We start from the raw sequence: 17,694 nt of genomic DNA, 5'->3' as shown, positions 1-17,694 counted from the left end.
TTAACCTTGTTTTCCGTGACAGTTTTTATACTTCAACCCAGAACCACAAGGACATTCATCATTTCTTCCAATGGCCTGATCCTTACGGATAGGTTGGGTAACTTGAGCTTCCTGCGTGTTCAGGTCCTCTTCAGATACTCCAGTTGGAGAACTTAACTCTTCTTTTGTTTCTTTAACTTTTACCTTTGGCGCTTCTGGGCGTGCTGCTTGAATGTTTTGAGGTTCTTGCTGCTGTCCAGGAATCTCGCCTTTGAACAAGAAGCTAACAATATCTTTGTTCATGCCGGCCAACATTGTCTTAAACAAGTTGTAAGCCTCCATTTTATAGATAATGATAGGGTCTTTTTGCTCGTATCGCGCGTTCTGTACAGATTGTTTCAAATCATCCATCTCACGAAGGTGCTCTTTCCATGCTTCATCAATCAAAGCTAGAACGATGCCTTTCTCAAATGATTTGAATACGTCTTTACCTTTACTTTCTACAGCTTTTTGCAAATTTGTAGCAACTTGAATGCCACGAATTCCATCTGTAAAAGGAACAATGATATTTTCTATCATACCACCACGCTCAGCAAGCACGTTTGTCAATACCGGTAAAGTCTGTTCAGCGATGTTTACAGCCTTGCGGTGGTAGTAATTGATAACTTGATCAAATAATTTGTCAACTAAATTAGGCGCTGACTCACTTGCAAATTCTTCTTGTGTAATTTCAGGATTGATTGCAAATACACGGATCACCTCGATTTGGAATTCATCATAGGAATTGTCCTCTTTTGCCTCCAATACAACATCCTCAACAACATCATAGATGGTATTGTTCAAATCTACATCTAAACGCTCACCGAACAACGCGTTCTTACGTTTGGTATAGATTACCGTACGTTGCGAGTTCATCACGTCATCGTATTCCAATAGATGCTTACGTGTACCGAAGTTGTTTTCCTCTACTTTACGTTGTGCACGCTCGATAGATTTGGTCAACATACCGTGTTGCATTACCTCGCCATCTTCAACACCCATTTTAACCATAAGGTTAGAGATACGCTCTGAAGCGAATAAACGCATCAATGGATCTTCTAGGGATACAAAGAATTGAGATGAACCTGGATCCCCTTGACGTCCTGCACGACCTCTTAACTGACGGTCAACACGACGAGACTCATGGCGCTCTGTACCGATGATCGCTAAACCACCTGCATTGATTACCTCTTGGGTAAGCTTAATATCCGTACCACGACCTGCCATGTTGGTGGCAATGGTTACTTGGCCTGGACGTCCTGCTTCTGCAACGATGTCTGCCTCTTTTTGGTGAAGCTTCGCGTTCAACACGTTGTGTTTTACACCACGTAACTTCAACATACGGCTCAACAACTCTGAAATCTCTACAGAAGTCGTACCCACCAATACTGGTCGGCCTTGTTCTGTCAAGGTCTGGATTTCTTGTGCTACCGCATTATATTTCTCACGTGCCGTACGATAGATCAAATCTTGACGGTCATCACGTTGAATTACTTTGTTCGTTGGAATTTCAACCACATCCAATTTGTAGATTTCCCAAAGCTCTCCAGCCTCTGTTGATGCCGTACCGGTCATTCCCGATAGCTTGTGGTACATACGGAAGTAGTTCTGTAAGGTAATGGTTGCATACGTTTGGGTAGCATCCTCGACCTTTACGTTCTCTTTGGCTTCGATCGCTTGGTGTAATCCGTCAGAATAACGACGTCCGTCCATGATACGACCGGTTTGCTCATCTACAATCTTAACCTTACCCTCATCAACGATATATTGATCGTCGATTTCAAATAGGGTATAAGCTTTTAACAATTGGTTGATGGAGTGGATACGCTCTGCTTTGATTGAGTAATCGCGCATCAACTCTTCTTTCTGTTGAGCTTTCTCTTCGATAGGAAGATCTGCTTTTTCGATTTCAGCAATCTCAGTACCTACGTCTGGAAGGATAAAGAAGTTTGGATCCTCACCTGTAGCAGTGATCAACTCAATACCTTTTTCAGTAAGTTCTACCTGATTGTTTTTCTCATCGATAACGAAGAACAGTTCCGCATCTGCCTTAGGCATATGACGGTTTTGCTCTTGCATATAGTAGTTTTCTACTTTTTGTAGGATCTGACGGTGATTTCCTTCAGATAGATATTTAATTAATGCTTTGTTCTTAGGCAAACCACGGTAAGCACGGAATAATGCCAATCCACCTTTTTCAGGATCGGTGTCATTATCTGCAATTGCTTTCTTCGCTTGGTTCAAAACCGTGTTGATATAGGCTTTTTGAGCATTTACCAACCGTTCGATCCTTGGTTTCAATTGATAGAACTCATGTTGGTCGCCCATTGGAATAGGTCCAGAGATAATCAATGGCGTACGCGCATCATCGATCAATACCGAATCCACCTCATCGATCATGGCAAAGTGCAATTTGCGCTGAACCATAGATTCTTTGGTGTTCGTCATATTGTCACGCAAATAGTCAAAACCAAACTCGTTGTTTGTACCATAAACGATATCGCTCATATAAGCCTGACGACGTTGTGGTGAGTTCGGTTGGTATTTGTCGATACAGTCAACGCTCATTCCGTGGAATTCGAAGATAGGACCGTTCCATTCCGAGTCACGACGTGCCAAATAGTCGTTCACCGTTACGATGTGGATACCTTGACCCGCCAAAGCGTTCAAGTAAGTAGGCAATGTTCCTACCAAGGTCTTACCTTCACCCGTTGACATCTCGGCAATCTTTCCTTGGTGCAACACGATACCACCGATCAACTGTACGTCGTAGTGAACCATGTTCCAGGTAACTTCAGAACCCGCAGCGATCCAAGTGTTCTTCCAAATGGCTTTATCTCCTTGAATGCTAACGTTCGGTTTACGGGCAGCGATTTCTCTATCGAATTCAGATGCCGTAACCTCAATCTCTTTATTTTCTGTAAAGCGACGAGCTGTTTCCTTAACAACAGCAAAAGCTTCAGGTAATATTTCCAATAATACTTCCTCAAGCTTCTTATCGCGATCTTTTGTCAATTTGTCAATCTTGTCGTAGGTTGAAGTTTTTAGCTCCATGTCCTCCGTAGCCTCAGCCTCTTGCTTCAGACTGTTGATTTCATTGTCGATGTCTTGCAAATAGTTGCCGATTCTTTGTTTAAAATCCAAGGTCTTCCCACGTAGCTCATCATGCGTCAAAGCGGATAATTTCTCGTATTCTTCCTTGATTTTATTTACTAATGGCTGTACTCCCTTAACATCTCTTTCGGACTTACTACCAAATAACTTGCTTAAAAACTTTAACATAATTTTCTATTTCTCTATTCGCATGTACAATAATGACTCCAAATCAAATAAGCAGACATTTTGACATTAATCGGGCAAATTTAATTATTAAGGTTGATAACTAATGCTTTCCTGATTCTTTTTTATCAATTATTTTACTAAAAATATGTTTTTCCCCGTACTGGGCACTAAGTTGAGTTCCAGTGCCTTTTCAAACATCTGTCGGATGGCCTTTTTCCCCTCTTCACCTAGGTTTTCGGAATACTGGTTTACATAGAGTTCAATATGCTTGTACATCACCGATTCTTCCATTTCCTGGGCATGCGAACGGATATACTCCAGCCCCGACTTAGGGTGGTCAAAACCAAACCTGACGCTTTCCGAAATCAACCGGTTCACCTTCAGCTTGACCTCTTCTGGCAGCGATCTCTTGATCACGATCCCGCCCAAAGGGATGGCCGAACCCGTGGTTCTCTCCCAATAGTCGCCCAGGTCCACGATTTTGTGCAGACCTTTGTCCATATAGGTAAACCTGTTTTCATGGATGATCAGCCCGATATCGATGCTCCCGTCCAGTAAGGACTGCTCAATTTCTGAAAACAGCATGACCTGCTTGTTCAACAGGCCTGGAAAGGCCAAGCTCAACAAGAAGTTCGCTGTCGTAAATTTCCCGGGGATTCCCACCTTCAGCTCTTTGAATCGTTCGGGTAGATCCTGACCGGCATAACTAGCCAATTCTTTTGCCAGGGACTCATCCTTGCAGATCAACAAAGGTCCTACACCAAACCCAAGTGCAGACCCAGCATCCAAAAGCTCATAGTCCTCCACGGCATACGCAAAGGCATGGTAGCTCAGTTTAGTGATGTCCAGGTCGCCCCGGAATGCCTTGGCATTCAAGGTTTCAACATCATGGTATTCCACGTGAAACTGTAGGCCTTCGCAATCGATCTTGTTATGGATCAAGGCATCAAATATAAAGGTATCGTTCGGACAGGGAGAAAATCCCAATGTAAGTTCCATGTTTTCTTTCAATTTTATGTGATGCTGATGTTCTTGGTCAGCACCAATAGTATCATTCCTAAAAAAGTTGCCAATACCAAACCGTTCCCCAATAGATCCTTTTCCTTTTTATAACTGATCCAACAACCTACTAAATTGATTGCAGCAGCAATCACATATAGACCGGTCGGTTTATCGGGAAAGACCTGGGTTTGGATATTGGTGAATTTCATCGCCAAAAAGGCTATCAATGGGCAAACTAATCCCATTAGCACGCCCACAAGAAGACTGTTTTTCATGTATTAACTGTCAAATGACCAAGAATTCAACTCCGGAATAACATGGTGAGCTGTCATATCAAACTGCGTCGGTACGATGGAAACATAACCATTTATGATCGCATAGGCGTCGGTATCTTCCCCGCGATCCTGCAAGTCAAATTTACCGGTCATCCAAAAATACTCTCTCTTATAGGGGTCCAAACGTTCATCAAACTCCTCAAACCACTTGGCATTCGCTTGCCTGCAGATTTTGATGCCCTTGATATCTACGTTCTTATTTGGAAAGTTCACGTTCAATAGGGAGTTTTTAGGCAGGCCGTTTTTCAATACCTGCTCTGCAATGGTCTTCACCCAGGAACGGGTATGGGAAAAATCGGCATTGTGCGCGAAGTCATCCAAAGAATATCCAATCGATGGGATACCCTCGATAGCCCCTTCCACAGCTGCAGACATGGTCCCTGAATACAGCACGTTGATGGAGTAGTTCAAACCATGGTTGATACCTGACACACATAAGTCTGGTTTCTTTCCTTTAAAGATCTTGTTGACGGCCAATTTGACGCAATCAACAGGAGTACCCGAACATTTATACATCTCAACCCCAGGATACAGGTCTATCTTATCCAGTCGTAAAGGCTTGCCAATCGTAATGGCATGGCCCATTCCAGACTGTGGACTGTCCGGTGCTACCACCACGACATCCCCAATTTCCTGCATAACCTCTAAAAGAATTTTTATTCCTGGCGCCGTAATTCCATCGTCATTTACGACCAATATCGTGGGTCTCTTTTTTGTCATAGTGCTAAGTTAGTAAAATATGAGTTCATTATCAGCCTCCCAAAATCATGAAGATGTTAAAGATTCAATAGGTTTCCATTAAGCCTTCCGTAAGGAATGGATAACATGCCACATTATTCTTTCTACCCATCTGCATGCTGAGGCTATATATTTATCTTTTGACCTTGTTTTACCCTTATTCGAGGCAAAATTGAATTTTGAAGAGGTCTCTCGAATATGCCTCGAATAAGGTCAAGGTAATTCTGCTATAAACAGGCTGCTTTCAAGCTGAAATCCAAGGCCTAGATTTTAGCCATACTCTATAATAGAAGAAGGTCGACATGATGTCGACCTTCTTCTTCCTATTTATTACATTAACCTAGTTTATTCAACCAGTCAATTACTTCTTCTCTGGATTTACCAAGCTTCTGTTGCAATTTGCCCAGTAACTCATCGTCTTTTCCTTCTTCATAGGCCAAATCATCATCTGTCCACTCGGCATATTGTTGTTTGATCTTGCCTTTCAACTCGTTCCATTTACCTTTTAAATCTAATTTATCCATTTTGATTTTCCTCCTTTGATTAATGTGATATATACGATAAACAGGAAGTTGAAAAAATGGTTTTCAAAAATTTATTTTTTTAATAAAGTGAAAGGTATTCTGCGGTTAGGATGAATATAGCCCCTTTTTGTCGATAAAATCGATGACTGCATCCGGGGTGTAAAACTTAATGGATTTCCCCTCCTTGATGGCGTTTCTCAGGAAGGTGGACGACAGTTCCATAACAGGCGTATCGGTCATGCTGATGGATGGATGTTCCTTCAATTCGCCGCCATCATAGCCGGGTCTAGGATAGACCACGATTTTATAGTCGCGAAGCAGGATATCCGCATTCTTCCATTTCAAAAGTCCCTGGAGATTGTCTTCCCCCATGATCAGGATAAATTCCTTGGTCGGATATTTTTCCGTCAAGTGGGTGAGGGTATCTATGGTATAGGAGGGTTGAGGCAATGAAAACTCGATGTCGCTGGCACGTAGTTTATCCGAACCTTCAATGGCCAAATTGACCATTTCCAGGCGATCATACATGTTACCAAGGCTCTTTTTCTCCTTAAAGGGATTCTGAGGGGATACAATGAACCATACCTCGTCCAAAGAAGTATAGTTGGCCATATAATTGGCAATAATCAAATGTCCGATATGGACAGGATTAAAGGAACCAAAGAATAATCCAACTTTACTTTTTGCCATATTATGAATTGATAAAGTCTAATACCAGTTTTTCTGCTTCTGCACAGGCTGTTTCCAGGTCATTGTTATGCAGGATCACATCAAATTTATCGGCAAAGCTCAGCTCATGTTCCGCCTTTGCAAATCGTTCGTTCAATTTTTCCTGGGAATCTGTACCTCTCCCGGTCAATCTTTCTTTCAAGACTTCTAAGGAAGGAGGATTTACGAAAATAGCCAAGGCTTGGTCTGGGAACTTAGATTTCAAGCGAAGTCCTCCAACCACATCGATATCAAAGATCACGTGCTTGCCTTCGTTCCAGATACGCTCTACCTCAGACCGCAGGGTTCCGTAGAATGTTCCTGAGTAAACCTCTTCAAATTCTATGAATTCGTGTTTAGCCACTTTGTGCAAGAAGTCTTCTTTGGAAATAAAGTAGTAATCGACACCATTTACTTCAGCACCGCGGGGTTGACGGGTGCTTGCAGAGATAGAAAATGCAATCTTATCGCTATGCTTTTCCAATAATCTTCTAACGATAGTTGTTTTCCCTGCCCCAGATGGAGCAGAAAAAATAATCAGTTTTCCGCTCATGCTATAGTACGTTTAATAGTTGTTCTTTGACTTTTTCCAACTCGTCCTTCATTTTCACGACAATCTGTTGGATCTGGGCATTGTTGGCCTTTGAACCCAAGGTATTGATTTCACGGCCCATTTCCTGGGAAATAAATCCTAGTTTCTTACCATTGGAATCTTGGCTGTTCAGGGCTTCCACAAAATAGTTGCAGTGGGAGCGAAGGCGAACTTTCTCTTCCGTGATATCTAGTTTCTCGATGTAAAAAACCAGTTCTTGTTCAAAACGGTTCATGTCTACATTCTCTTTGCCCACAGCTTCTTCCATATATTGGTTGATCCTTTCACGGATCAAGGGAATACGGCTTCCTTCAACAGCTTCTACTTCGGTTAGGTATGATAAAATCAAGGAAACACGGTATTCAAGATCCTTTTTAAGGACAGCGCCCTCATCAGCTCTAAAGCTGTTGAACTGTTTTACTGCAGCGTAAAAGGAATCCATCAAGACCTTGCCTTCTTCTTCGTCCACCTCATCATCATGGCTGATAACTTCAGGCATGTTCAGGGCTTGTTCAAAAAGATTGGCTTTGGTATCGCCCAATTGGAAGGCAATGTCCTGCAATTGTCTATAGTATTCTTTTAATAGATCTGCGTTGATACTTGCTGCTTTGGCAGTTTGGTCAACATATTCGGTGCTTATGTTGATATTTACCTTACCGCGTTCAATCAGTTTGCTGCATTCACCACGAAGCACCAATTCCTTGTCTGAAACAGCTTTTGGTAGGCGAAGGTTAAGTTCCAAGAACTTAGAATTTAAGGATTTGATCTCTACGGTATATTTAACGGTTCCGTTTTCAGCGGTCCCCATACCGTAACCTGTCATCGATTTTATCATATGCAAAGGTAAAAAACTTACAGAAAAGAACGAGTCTATTACCAATCATGTTTGGCGATTATCACGCATAAATAGGTTTTATAGGCGGCACCACGCTTTACGCGGGCAAAACCTATGCCTATATCCTTTAAAGATCCGTTCCATTCATCCATGCCCAAAACATGCTTCCTGTGCATAAATCCGGGCGATCCACGGCCAATGATAAAGGATTTGATGCCATCAATGGCGGTTTCGTGGTTGGCTCCGATGGACTCAAAATTATTGGTGCTTTTTTTCTTCAGCCAATCGGGATTTAAGTAATTTCCTGCCTTGTTGATATGGTAATTTGGTCCGTAACCGCTTGGGTCGGTATGGTCGAAGTAATTTCTCCTCGCCATATCTTTGGCTCGCTCCTCAGCTACTTTTGCCAGTTTATCATTCCAGACCAAACGGGTCTGTTTTACATTTCTAAGATTGTTCACCCGAATTTCGCGACCATATTTCTTGGGGTTCATCCGAAAATCATTGAGGTATTGGTAAGCTTTCTTGGCTTCGCGTTTGTCGATCTTGATGTTCTGGGCAAGGATTGGCTGTGCCCAAATGATAAATGCAAATAAAATATATCTCATAGCTGTGTTTAAGGATACAGACTTCAGAAAAAACTCAACGTTTAAACAGCTTTATTAATTTAAGCTGATTTCTTGGCTGTTTTTTCTTTTATGACCTCAATGATAGGGGGCAATAGGGAGATGCCGATGATGGCAAGCACCACGATCGAGAAATTGTTCTTGACAAATGGGATCTGCCCGAAGAAATAACCGCCCAAAAGAAACATCGTTACCCACAGGACACCTCCAACGATATTGTATAGACCGAATTTGGAATAAGGCATCTTGACTACGCCGGCAACAAACGGGGCAAAGGTCCTGACAATGGGCACAAAACGTGCATAGATAATGGTCTTGAGGCCATATTTATTGTAAAAGCTTTGGGTTTTCTCAAGATAGGAGAGCTTGAAGATCTTGGAGTCTTTTGTAAAGACCCGCTGTCCAAAGTGTTTCCCTATTTCATAGTTGACAAAATCACCGATAATGGCCGCGGCAATCAACAGGACCAGCATGACCCAAAGACTAAGGTTTGTTTCAGGTTTTGCGATCAGGGCTCCCATGGCGAACAGGACCGAGTCGCCGGGAAGGAATGGGGTAACCACCAGTCCAGTCTCTGCAAAGATGATCAGGAAAAGGATCAGGTAGGTCCAAGTCTGATATTCTTGGGTAATATCGATCAAATGCTTGTCGATATGGAGAATAAAGTCGATCAGGGTTGAAATTAATTCCATGTTTTCAAATTCGAATTTCCACTGCAAGAATTGCACCAAGCTAATTCTTTTCCTTGAATATGATCCTGAGTCTGCAATAGGGCTATTTAAAAGAAAAAGGAAGCTTACTCAGCTTCCTTTTTCTTTCCGTATTTTTCTTTGATCACCTCAATGATTGGAGGCAGTATGGACAAGATAATGATGGCGAAGACCACTAAGGTAAAGTTGTCCTTGATAATTGGAAGGCCTCCGAAGAAGTATCCAATAAACAAAAAGGAGGTTACCCATAAAATGGCTCCGATAACATTGTATGAAGCAAACTTTCCGTAGGACATTGATCCTACACCAGCTACAAATGGGGCAAAGGTCCTGACGATCGGAACAAAACGCGCGTAGATAATGGTTTTGCCACCGTATTTATCGTAGAACTTCTCTGTCTTTTCTAAATATTCTTTCTTTAGGAACTTATATTTCCCTGAAAAGGCTTTTGGTCCAATGTACTTACCGATATGGTAGTTCACCATGTCTCCTAAAATACCTGCCACCATCAACAATCCCCACATCAAAAAGACGTTCAGATCAGTTTCTGGCTTGGCGATGATTGCGCCAGTTGCAAATAGAAGGGAGTCTCCAGGTAAGAATGGAGTAACGACAAGACCAGTTTCGGCAAAAATGATCAGGAAGAGGATCAAATAGGTCCAAGTCTGATAGTTATTGACGATTTCCACCAAATGATCATCAATATGGAGGATAAAGTCAATTAGGGAATAAATTAAATCCAAAGTTTTGAGCTATTAAATATTGTTCAACATCACTGGCATCACCAACATCAAGATATCTTCGTGTTCTTCCTTGATTGCCGGTACTAATAAACCTGCACGGTTTGGTGTACTCATTTCCAGTACGACCTCTTCACAGTTTAGGTTATTAAGCATTTCTACCAAGAACTTCGCGTTGAATCCGATCTCCATGTCTTCACCTTCAAACTGACAGCTCAATCTCTCGTGTGCCTCATTGGAGAAGTCCAAATCCTCAGCAGAGATGTGCAGTTCGCTTCCTGAGATCTTTAACCTTACTTGGTGTGTAGTTTTGTTTGCAAAGATTACCACACGGCGTAGGGTGTTCAGGAATAAAGAACGGTCTACAGTCAGTTTATTAGGGTTCAAACGAGGGATTACGGCTTCGTAATCTGGATAACGCTCATCGATCAATCTACAGATCAAGTTGATGGTTCCGAATTGGAAGAATGCGTTGGTATTGTTGTACTCTATTGAAACATTCACATCATCCGAAGGAAGAGATGATTTTAATAGAGTAAGTGCTTTTTTAGGCAAAATGATCGATGTTGGTTTATCAGCTCCAACATCTGTGCGGCGATAACGGACCAATTTATGCGCATCAGTAGCCACAAAAGTAGTCGATTGCTCCGCCAATTGCACGAATACGCCTGACATGGCAGGGCGAAGTTCGTCATTGCTTACTGCAAAAATGGTTTTATTGATGGCTTCCAACAAGATCGGTGCAGAGATATTTACGGTAGAAATATTCTCTACGACAGGGATTTTTGGGAAGTCGTCCGCATTTTCACCACTAAGCTTGTATTTACCGTCTCCGGCAGAAATCTCGATAGCTAAAGTTTTGGTATCTACAGAGAATGCCACAGGCTGATCCGGAAGAGTTTTCAACGTCTCGATCAAGATTTTTGATGGCATAGCAACGCGTCCTTCTTCCTTAGCTTCAATCTGAAGGGTGGTCACCATACTGGTCTGTAAATCCGTAGCGGAGATGGTCAGGAGGTTGTCCTTGATTTCAAACAAGAAGTTTTCTAGGATTGGTAGCACCGTGCTGGAGCTGGAGGCGCCACTAATAGCTTGTAATTGTTTAAGTAATATAGATGTAGATACAATAAATCTCATTTCTTTTAGCTAATAGATTTTATTGCAATAATACAGAAAAGAATCTAATTTTTTGCAATTCAAATTCGAGTTCAGCTGCATAAACATTAAAAAGCACTGCATTAAAATTTGTACATTTGTAAGATTAGGTATGCAATTTAAAAATATCGTAGGCCATCAGGCGCTCAAACAACATCTTATTTCAACGGTAAGAGAAAATCGAGTAAGTCACGCTCAACTGTTTCTAGGTCCAGAAGGATCTGGCAGCTTAGCTTTGGCCCTTGCCTATGCCCAGTTTATCAATTGTGAACAGCCGCAAGCCGACGATAGCTGTGGGATATGCCCTTCATGCCTAAAGTACGAGAAATTGATTCACCCTGACTTACACTTTTCTTATCCTTTCTTTGCAAAAAAAGCGGATGAAACGGCAAGTACCCATATGGAAGATTGGCGTAAGGCCTTTCTGGAAAATCCTTATCTGAGCTTGAGCCATTGGAGAAACCAATTGGAAGCGGAAAACAAACAGGCAAACATCAATATCGCCGAAGCGCATGATATCATCAAGAAATTAAGCCTGAAAGCTTTTGAAGCTGAATATAAGGTTTTGATCATGTGGCTGCCGGAATATCTCGATACACAGGGCAATGCTCTGTTGAAATTGATCGAAGAGCCTCCTGCGAAGACTTTGTTCTTGTTGGTTGCCGAAAATCAGGACAAGATCTTGAACACGATCATCTCCAGGACGCAATTGATGAAGGTCAATAAGCTTTCCCATGAGGAATTGATGCAGTTCCTGATCGAGCAGAAAAATATAGATCCTGTTCGTGCCAATGAGGTGGCTTTTATCGCTGATGGAAACATGCAATCCGCACTGGACCAGCTGGAAGAGTCTTCTAACGAAAACTTTGACCTTTTGATCCGTTGGTTGAGGTGTATCGTGACGGATGCAGGTTTGAACATTATTCAGATCTGTGATGAAGAAATCAGCAAATTGGGCCGGGAGAACCAAAAACTGTTCTTATTGTACAGCATAAATGTGCTCAGACAGATCGTGCTTTTAAACCAAGGGCTAGATCAATTAGTCTTTCTTAAGAATGCGGAATTGGAGTTCGTGAAAAAATTTAGTGAGATCAGCAGCTTGGAAAAGTTGCAGGTTGCTATAGAATTACTGGAAAAAACGCATTATTCTGTGGAAAGAAACGCAAATCCTAAAATATTATTTTTAGATTTATCTTTGCAGTTAGTTTTATTATTTAAATACAATACGTTCCCAGCGGGAACTCAATATATATAATTTTAGACATATGGGATGTGGCAGTTGCTCATCCGGGGGTGGTTGCGGAAGTAAATCACTAGGCACAGTACCAGCAGGTTGCAATAACAACGGTACGTGCATGACCAGCGGATGTAATAAATTGGATGTTTACGATTGGTTAGTCGATATGGACTTGCCATCTAACTATAAACCTTTTGATATTGTAGAAGTTCGTTTTAAAGGCTCAAGAAAGGAGTTTTTTGTAAATACGGACAATTTATACCTTGAAATGGGAGAAATGGTGGTTGTGGAACCTAATACTGGGGGATACGACATTGGCCACGTTTCTTTGACTGGTGAATTGGTAAGACTACAATTGAAAAAGAACAACGTTAAACCTGACGACGTTGTAAAAAAAGTATACCGAAAGGCAACAGAAAATGATGTTGCCAAGTATAATCTTGCAAAGGATCTTGAATGGGAAACCATGCACCGAGCCCGTAATTTGGCACTGGAGCTGGGCTTGTCCATGAAGATTTCAGACGTAGATTATCAAGGTGATAAGACAAAGGCTACCTTCTACTATACAGCAGAAGGCCGTGTGGATTTCCGGGAGCTGATCAAGAGAATGGCGGAAGCTTTCCGCATTCGTATCGAGATGAGACAGATCGGAATGCGCCAGGAAGCCAGTCGTTTGGGAGGAATTGGTTCTTGTGGACGGGAGCTCTGTTGTTCGACATGGCTTACGGACTTCAAAACTGTTTCTACCTCTGCGGCTAGGTATCAGAACCTTTCCCTGAATACCTTGAAACTAGCGGGACAATGCGGTAAATTGAAATGTTGTCTGAACTATGAATTGGACAGCTATATGGATGCCTTAAAGGATATTCCAAACAATATCGATCGTATCGAAACGCATTCTGGTATGGCTTACTTGCAGAAAACAGATATCTTCAAGAAGACCATGTGGTTTTCATATCCACATGCAGAATCGTGGATTCCACTATCTGTGCAGCAGGTAAAAGAATTTGCTGAATTGAACGCACAAGGCAAGAAACCGCAAGAATTGATCGTCCCTGAAAAAGAGGAAATCATCAATGTGGCGATTCCAGACTATGAAAATGTCGTTGGACAAGATAGTTTGACCCGCCTTGACGAACGCAATAAAAAGAAAAAGAAACGCAAACCAAAACGTACTCCAGGTAAGCCTGAGAATGGACAGAAACAAAGTCCTGAACAAGGCAACCAAAAGCCAAAAGCTGAAAATAAGCCACAAAACAATGGCAACAAACAGCCTAAGCCAAAGGAAAACAATGGAAATTCGGAAGCTGGAGAAGGTCAGAAAACCAATAGGAGAAGGCCTCAGAACAAGAATAGACGTTTCAATAACAAAAACAAAGACAATAATTCTGAGGGTTAAGTACTAATCCTATGCATAGAACTGTATTCATAGCTATTGTTGCTCTTTTACTGACCTCCTGTCAGGAAGGGGCATTCTATGAAAGAAATTCCGTTATCCCAGGTCAACTCTGGGATAACGGTTTTAAACCTCAATTTGAGGTAGATGTACAGAATAAACAAGATAAGTACGATCTGTTTATCAACCTAAGGCATACCGCCTACTATCCATATTCCAATTTTTCATTTGGAATCAAACAAAAAGGTTTAGGAATCCTAGATAGCAGTGCCCACTATAATTTCAAGTTAGCGGAAGCTGATGGACGCTGGATTGGCCCTTCTGCCGGTAATTTGTACGAGCAGACCAAACTGTTGCAGGAGAATTTTACTTTTCCGGATACGGGAAAATATGTATTTTCAATCCAACAGAACATGCGTGACAATCCTTTGAGGGGAATAAACGATGTTGGAATCAAGTTAATCAAGAAATAGATATGCAGCTTTTAAGGTGGTCGTTGCTTCCCTTTACCATCCTCTATACCTTAATAATTTGGGTAAGAAACAAGTTGTATGACCTAAATATCCTCTCGTCTAGGACATTTGACATCAAAACTATTGTGATCGGTAATTTGGCGGTAGGTGGAGCAGGAAAAAGCCCATTAACCCAAAAACTTATTGCCCATTTCAAGGACAAATATCGGCTTGCGACCCTAAGCCGGGGCTATGGCAGGAAAACCAAAGGCTTTCGGTTGGTCCAAGTGGATGACCTCGTTGAAAATGTTGGCGATGAACCTTTGCAATTCAAAAAGAACTTTCCAGATATCAGCATATCTGTGGATGAAAATAGGGCAGAGGGCATTGAAATCCTAAATAAAGACCATGACCTGGTCCTGCTTGATGATGCATATCAGCACCGTAAGGTGAAGCCAACCTCTTCTATTTTAGTCTTTGAATACCATTCCATCCTAGAGCCTATTATATTATTGCCAACGGGCCAATATCGAGATACCTTTGATCAGACCAAAAGGGCAGATCTTATCCTCATTAGCAAGTGCCCTGATTATATTCCATTTGAAAACAAATTAAAGATCCAGGAAAAGATCAGGAAACATAACAGCAGGGCAGGCATCTTTTATAGCCGTATAGGCTATAAGGAATGGATTCCTTTAAACAATACTGAATCAGACCATCCTATTTCAAGAAAGACTATCTTACTTATCACAGGGATTGCAAATCCCAAACCACTTGTACAGCACCTAAATAGTCAAGGAATAAAGATTGAGCATTTAAAATTCGCAGACCATCATCAATTTGATGATTTCGATTATAAGGTAATCACAGGACGGTTCGAAAAATTAAATGAAAGCAAGGACGCTATCCTTTTGACGACCGAAAAGGATGCGCAGCGACTGGACCTGAATAAACTGAAAGATATCCCAACGTTTTATATACCAATTGATATTGTTATCGAAAAGGAAATTGAGTTTTTTCAAGAATTAGAAAGTTCGATAGAAAATAAATCATAAGGAACTTATCAATTATCGATAAATAAAAGCTACTTGACATCAAGTAGCTTTTTCTTTTTTGTCACATATTGTAATATTTTTTCAATTCAACTGAAATAATTAGAATTTAACTAGAATCATGCTCCAAACATACGTAGGGCCAATAATCTTTAAATTTAATCACCCTGAGTTTGTATTATTATCTTGTTAAGAAATGTTAAAAAGTAACAAACATGATACAATCATACAATAAAAGATACAATTCGACTGTTATTTATTGTACAGAAACGGAGTAAATAATAAAGTATTAAACAAAAAAATTAAAATCATGAAAAAGTTATTTTTAGCAGTATCCGCAGTATTATTTTCACTAACTCTAACATTTGCTCAGGAAGTAAATCCAGAAGAGAAAGCAAAAGCAACTGTAACCGAATGGACACAACAGTTGAACTTGACAGAAGATCAACAGGCACAAATCTATAATGTAGTACTAGAGCACAAAAAAGCTAAATTGGCTTTAAAGGCAGACACTACAGCAGCAGCTGATGCAAAAGCTACTCAAATTGAGGCTTTGAATTCAGATCTAGACAAAAAAGTATCTGATTTGTTGACTGATGAACAAAAACCATTGTACGCTAAGATTGTAGAAGCTCGTGCAGCGAAAAAAGCTACTATGCCAGAGCCGAAACAAGTACAATAATCTAACTAATATTCATGTTTCATAAATAGAAAAGGGACTGCAGTAGCTGCAGTCCCTTTTCTACTTTTTAAGTAGATGAAAGTAATTGGTAGAAAGTCTTTAGACTATTCGGATAGTATCAAAATAAAAAAGCTTGGGATGTTCTCCCAAGCTTTTCAATTTCTTTCTTTACAATGTGTTTTTTAAGAAGCTTTTAATTTCTTTTGGATGTCTTGCACATAAGTCTTGAATTTCTTATCGGTTTCGATAAGGTCTTCAACTGTTTGGCAAGCATAGATTACGGTAGAGTGGTCACGACCGCCAAAGAAATTACCGATAGATTTCAGCGAAGATTTGGTATGGTTCTTTGCCAAATACATTGAAATCTGTCTTGCTTGTACGATTTCGCGTTTACGGACTTTGGATTTAACCATTTCAACTGGTACCTCAAAGTATTCACATACTAGTTTTTGGATGTACTCCATTGAGATTTCCTTATGGGTGTTCTTCACAAAGTTCTTTAACATCGACTTTGCTAAGTTCAGATCAATCTCTCTTTTGTTCAGAGTAGATTGCGCCAATAAAGAAACCATTGCTCCTTCTAATTCTCGGACACTGTTGTCAATCTGATTCGCCACATATTCCACTACACTTTCTGGCAGCTCAATACCATCTGAGTACATCTTTTTCTTAAGGATGGCCATCCTGGTTTCTAGATCAGGAACCTGAATATCGGCTGATAATCCCCATTTAAAGCGGCTTAACAATCTTTCTTCGAGACCAGAAAGATCCTTAGGTGCTTTATCAGATGTTAAGATGATCTGTTTGCCTGTTTGGTGCAAGTGATTAAAAATGTGGAAGAATATATCCTGTGTTTTCTCTTTTCCAGCAAAATTATGCACATCATCCATGATGATGACATCCATTGCTTGGTAAAAATTCACGAAATCATTGATGGTGTTATTCTTCAAAGAGTCAACGAACTGCTGACAGAACTTTTCACATGACACGTAGATTACCAGTTTATCTGGTAAGTTTCTTTTGATTTCATTACCGATTGCTTGAGCGAGGTGAGTTTTACCTAAACCCACATCTCCATAGACCATCAAAGGGTTGAAAGAAGTTCCTCCTGGTTTATTTGCGACAGCATATCCAGCCGAACGAGCCAAACGGTTACATTCGCCTTCTATAAAATTGTCGAACGTATAATTTTGATTTAATTGAGGATCAACTTGTAATTTCTTTAACCCCGGAATTACAAAAGGATTTTTGATGTTCTTGTTCAATGCAACAGGAACAGGAATTGATTGCTTCTTTCCCTCGGCACCATTTCCATTCGACGGAATGTTGGTGGTGTAAGGTGGGTTAGCAGATGACTTCTCTACAACGATGTTGTATTCCAGTCGGCCTTGTTCACCCAAGAATTTTTTAACTGTTTTTCTGAGAATACCTACATAATGTTCTTCCAGCCACTCATAGAAGAACAGACTTGGTACTTGAATAGTTAAAACGTTTCCTTCTAGACGTACAGCTTTAACGGGCTCGAACCATGTTTTAAAACTTTGCGTTGGTATATTATCTTTTATTACTGCAAGACAACTTTCCCAAACACTTGTACACGTTTTTTCCAT

Annotated in this window: 18 protein-coding genes; 5 read left to right on the top strand and 13 right to left on the bottom strand. The window is 40.8% G+C overall.

The window, feature by feature from the left end; translation table 11 throughout:
- The 12 genes from secA to dnaN all read right to left on the bottom strand — a co-directional run bounded on the left by secA (nt 1) and on the right by dnaN (nt 11,247).
- A complete protein-coding gene (gene secA / locus NMK93_RS00090; protein WP_185212772.1) occupies nt 1-3,300 on the bottom strand; it encodes a preprotein translocase subunit SecA in 3,300 nt (1,099 codons plus the stop codon).
- 129 nt (nt 3,301-3,429) lie between these two features.
- The gene (locus NMK93_RS00085) at nt 3,430-4,299 is read right to left on the bottom strand and encodes a menaquinone biosynthesis family protein (protein WP_254526744.1); all 870 of its coding nucleotides are present in this window, start codon (nt 4,297-4,299) and stop codon (nt 3,430-3,432) included.
- A gap of 14 nt (nt 4,300-4,313) precedes the next feature.
- Nucleotides 4,314-4,577, bottom strand: coding sequence for a hypothetical protein (locus tag NMK93_RS00080; protein WP_185212770.1), 264 nt, complete (start codon nt 4,575-4,577; stop codon nt 4,314-4,316).
- Between the two features lie 3 nt (nt 4,578-4,580).
- Nucleotides 4,581-5,357 carry a 5'/3'-nucleotidase SurE gene (gene surE, locus NMK93_RS00075; protein WP_254526745.1) on the bottom strand — a complete coding sequence of 259 codons (777 nt, stop codon included), beginning with the start codon at nt 5,355-5,357 and terminating at the stop codon, nt 4,581-4,583.
- 353 nt (nt 5,358-5,710) lie between these two features.
- Complete coding sequence (locus NMK93_RS00070) at nt 5,711-5,899, bottom strand: CsbD family protein (RefSeq protein WP_093099980.1); 189 nt, start codon at nt 5,897-5,899, stop codon at nt 5,711-5,713.
- 105 nt (nt 5,900-6,004) lie between these two features.
- Nucleotides 6,005-6,589: a nicotinate (nicotinamide) nucleotide adenylyltransferase gene (nadD, locus tag NMK93_RS00065; protein ID WP_254526746.1), complete on the bottom strand. Its 585-nt coding sequence runs from the start codon at nt 6,587-6,589 to the stop codon at nt 6,005-6,007.
- Nucleotide 6,590: 1 nt separating this feature from the next.
- Nucleotides 6,591-7,160 carry a guanylate kinase gene (gmk, locus tag NMK93_RS00060; protein WP_254526747.1) on the bottom strand — a complete coding sequence of 190 codons (570 nt, stop codon included), beginning with the start codon at nt 7,158-7,160 and terminating at the stop codon, nt 6,591-6,593.
- A gap of 1 nt (nt 7,161) precedes the next feature.
- Nucleotides 7,162-8,034, bottom strand: a complete 873-nt coding sequence (locus NMK93_RS00055) for a YicC/YloC family endoribonuclease (protein WP_185212766.1) — start codon at nt 8,032-8,034, stop codon at nt 7,162-7,164.
- A 38-nt stretch (nt 8,035-8,072) separates the two neighbouring features.
- Nucleotides 8,073-8,642 carry a CAP domain-containing protein gene (locus NMK93_RS00050; RefSeq protein ID WP_254526748.1) on the bottom strand — a complete coding sequence of 190 codons (570 nt, stop codon included), beginning with the start codon at nt 8,640-8,642 and terminating at the stop codon, nt 8,073-8,075.
- A 59-nt stretch (nt 8,643-8,701) separates the two neighbouring features.
- Nucleotides 8,702-9,352, bottom strand: a complete 651-nt coding sequence (locus NMK93_RS00045) for a DedA family protein (protein ID WP_185212764.1) — start codon at nt 9,350-9,352, stop codon at nt 8,702-8,704.
- Nucleotides 9,353-9,456: 104 nt separating this feature from the next.
- Nucleotides 9,457-10,113: a DedA family protein gene (locus NMK93_RS00040; RefSeq protein ID WP_185212763.1), complete on the bottom strand. Its 657-nt coding sequence runs from the start codon at nt 10,111-10,113 to the stop codon at nt 9,457-9,459.
- A 12-nt stretch (nt 10,114-10,125) separates the two neighbouring features.
- Nucleotides 10,126-11,247 (bottom strand): DNA polymerase III subunit beta, encoded by a 1,122-nt coding sequence (gene dnaN / locus NMK93_RS00035; RefSeq protein ID WP_185212762.1) that lies wholly within the window; start codon nt 11,245-11,247, stop codon nt 10,126-10,128.
- Nucleotides 11,248-11,377: 130 nt separating this feature from the next.
- Between dnaN and NMK93_RS00030 the strand changes: the two genes are divergently transcribed.
- From NMK93_RS00030 to NMK93_RS00010, 5 genes are all read left to right on the top strand, one after another.
- Complete coding sequence (locus tag NMK93_RS00030) at nt 11,378-12,520, top strand: hypothetical protein (protein ID WP_254526749.1); 1,143 nt, start codon at nt 11,378-11,380, stop codon at nt 12,518-12,520.
- Between the two features lie 10 nt (nt 12,521-12,530).
- The gene (locus tag NMK93_RS00025) at nt 12,531-13,901 is read left to right on the top strand and encodes a regulatory iron-sulfur-containing complex subunit RicT (RefSeq protein WP_185212760.1); all 1,371 of its coding nucleotides are present in this window, start codon (nt 12,531-12,533) and stop codon (nt 13,899-13,901) included.
- 11 nt (nt 13,902-13,912) lie between these two features.
- Nucleotides 13,913-14,371, top strand: coding sequence for a gliding motility lipoprotein GldH (locus NMK93_RS00020; protein WP_254526750.1), 459 nt, complete (start codon nt 13,913-13,915; stop codon nt 14,369-14,371).
- Between the two features lie 2 nt (nt 14,372-14,373).
- Nucleotides 14,374-15,405 carry a tetraacyldisaccharide 4'-kinase gene (gene lpxK / locus NMK93_RS00015; RefSeq protein ID WP_254526751.1) on the top strand — a complete coding sequence of 344 codons (1,032 nt, stop codon included), beginning with the start codon at nt 14,374-14,376 and terminating at the stop codon, nt 15,403-15,405.
- A gap of 307 nt (nt 15,406-15,712) precedes the next feature.
- Nucleotides 15,713-16,084 carry a hypothetical protein gene (locus NMK93_RS00010; RefSeq protein WP_093099957.1) on the top strand — a complete coding sequence of 124 codons (372 nt, stop codon included), beginning with the start codon at nt 15,713-15,715 and terminating at the stop codon, nt 16,082-16,084.
- Nucleotides 16,085-16,266: 182 nt separating this feature from the next.
- On the opposite strand, the gene dnaA is transcribed toward NMK93_RS00010, so the two are convergent.
- Nucleotides 16,267-17,694, bottom strand: a complete 1,428-nt coding sequence (gene dnaA / locus NMK93_RS00005) for a chromosomal replication initiator protein DnaA (RefSeq protein WP_093099955.1) — start codon at nt 17,692-17,694, stop codon at nt 16,267-16,269.

This window comes from Sphingobacterium sp. LZ7M1, assembly GCF_024296865.1.
Classification (GTDB): Bacteria; Bacteroidota; Bacteroidia; order Sphingobacteriales; family Sphingobacteriaceae; genus Sphingobacterium.
Note: the sequence above shows the minus strand (reverse complement) of the source record. Positions and strands in the feature narration are given on the sequence as shown.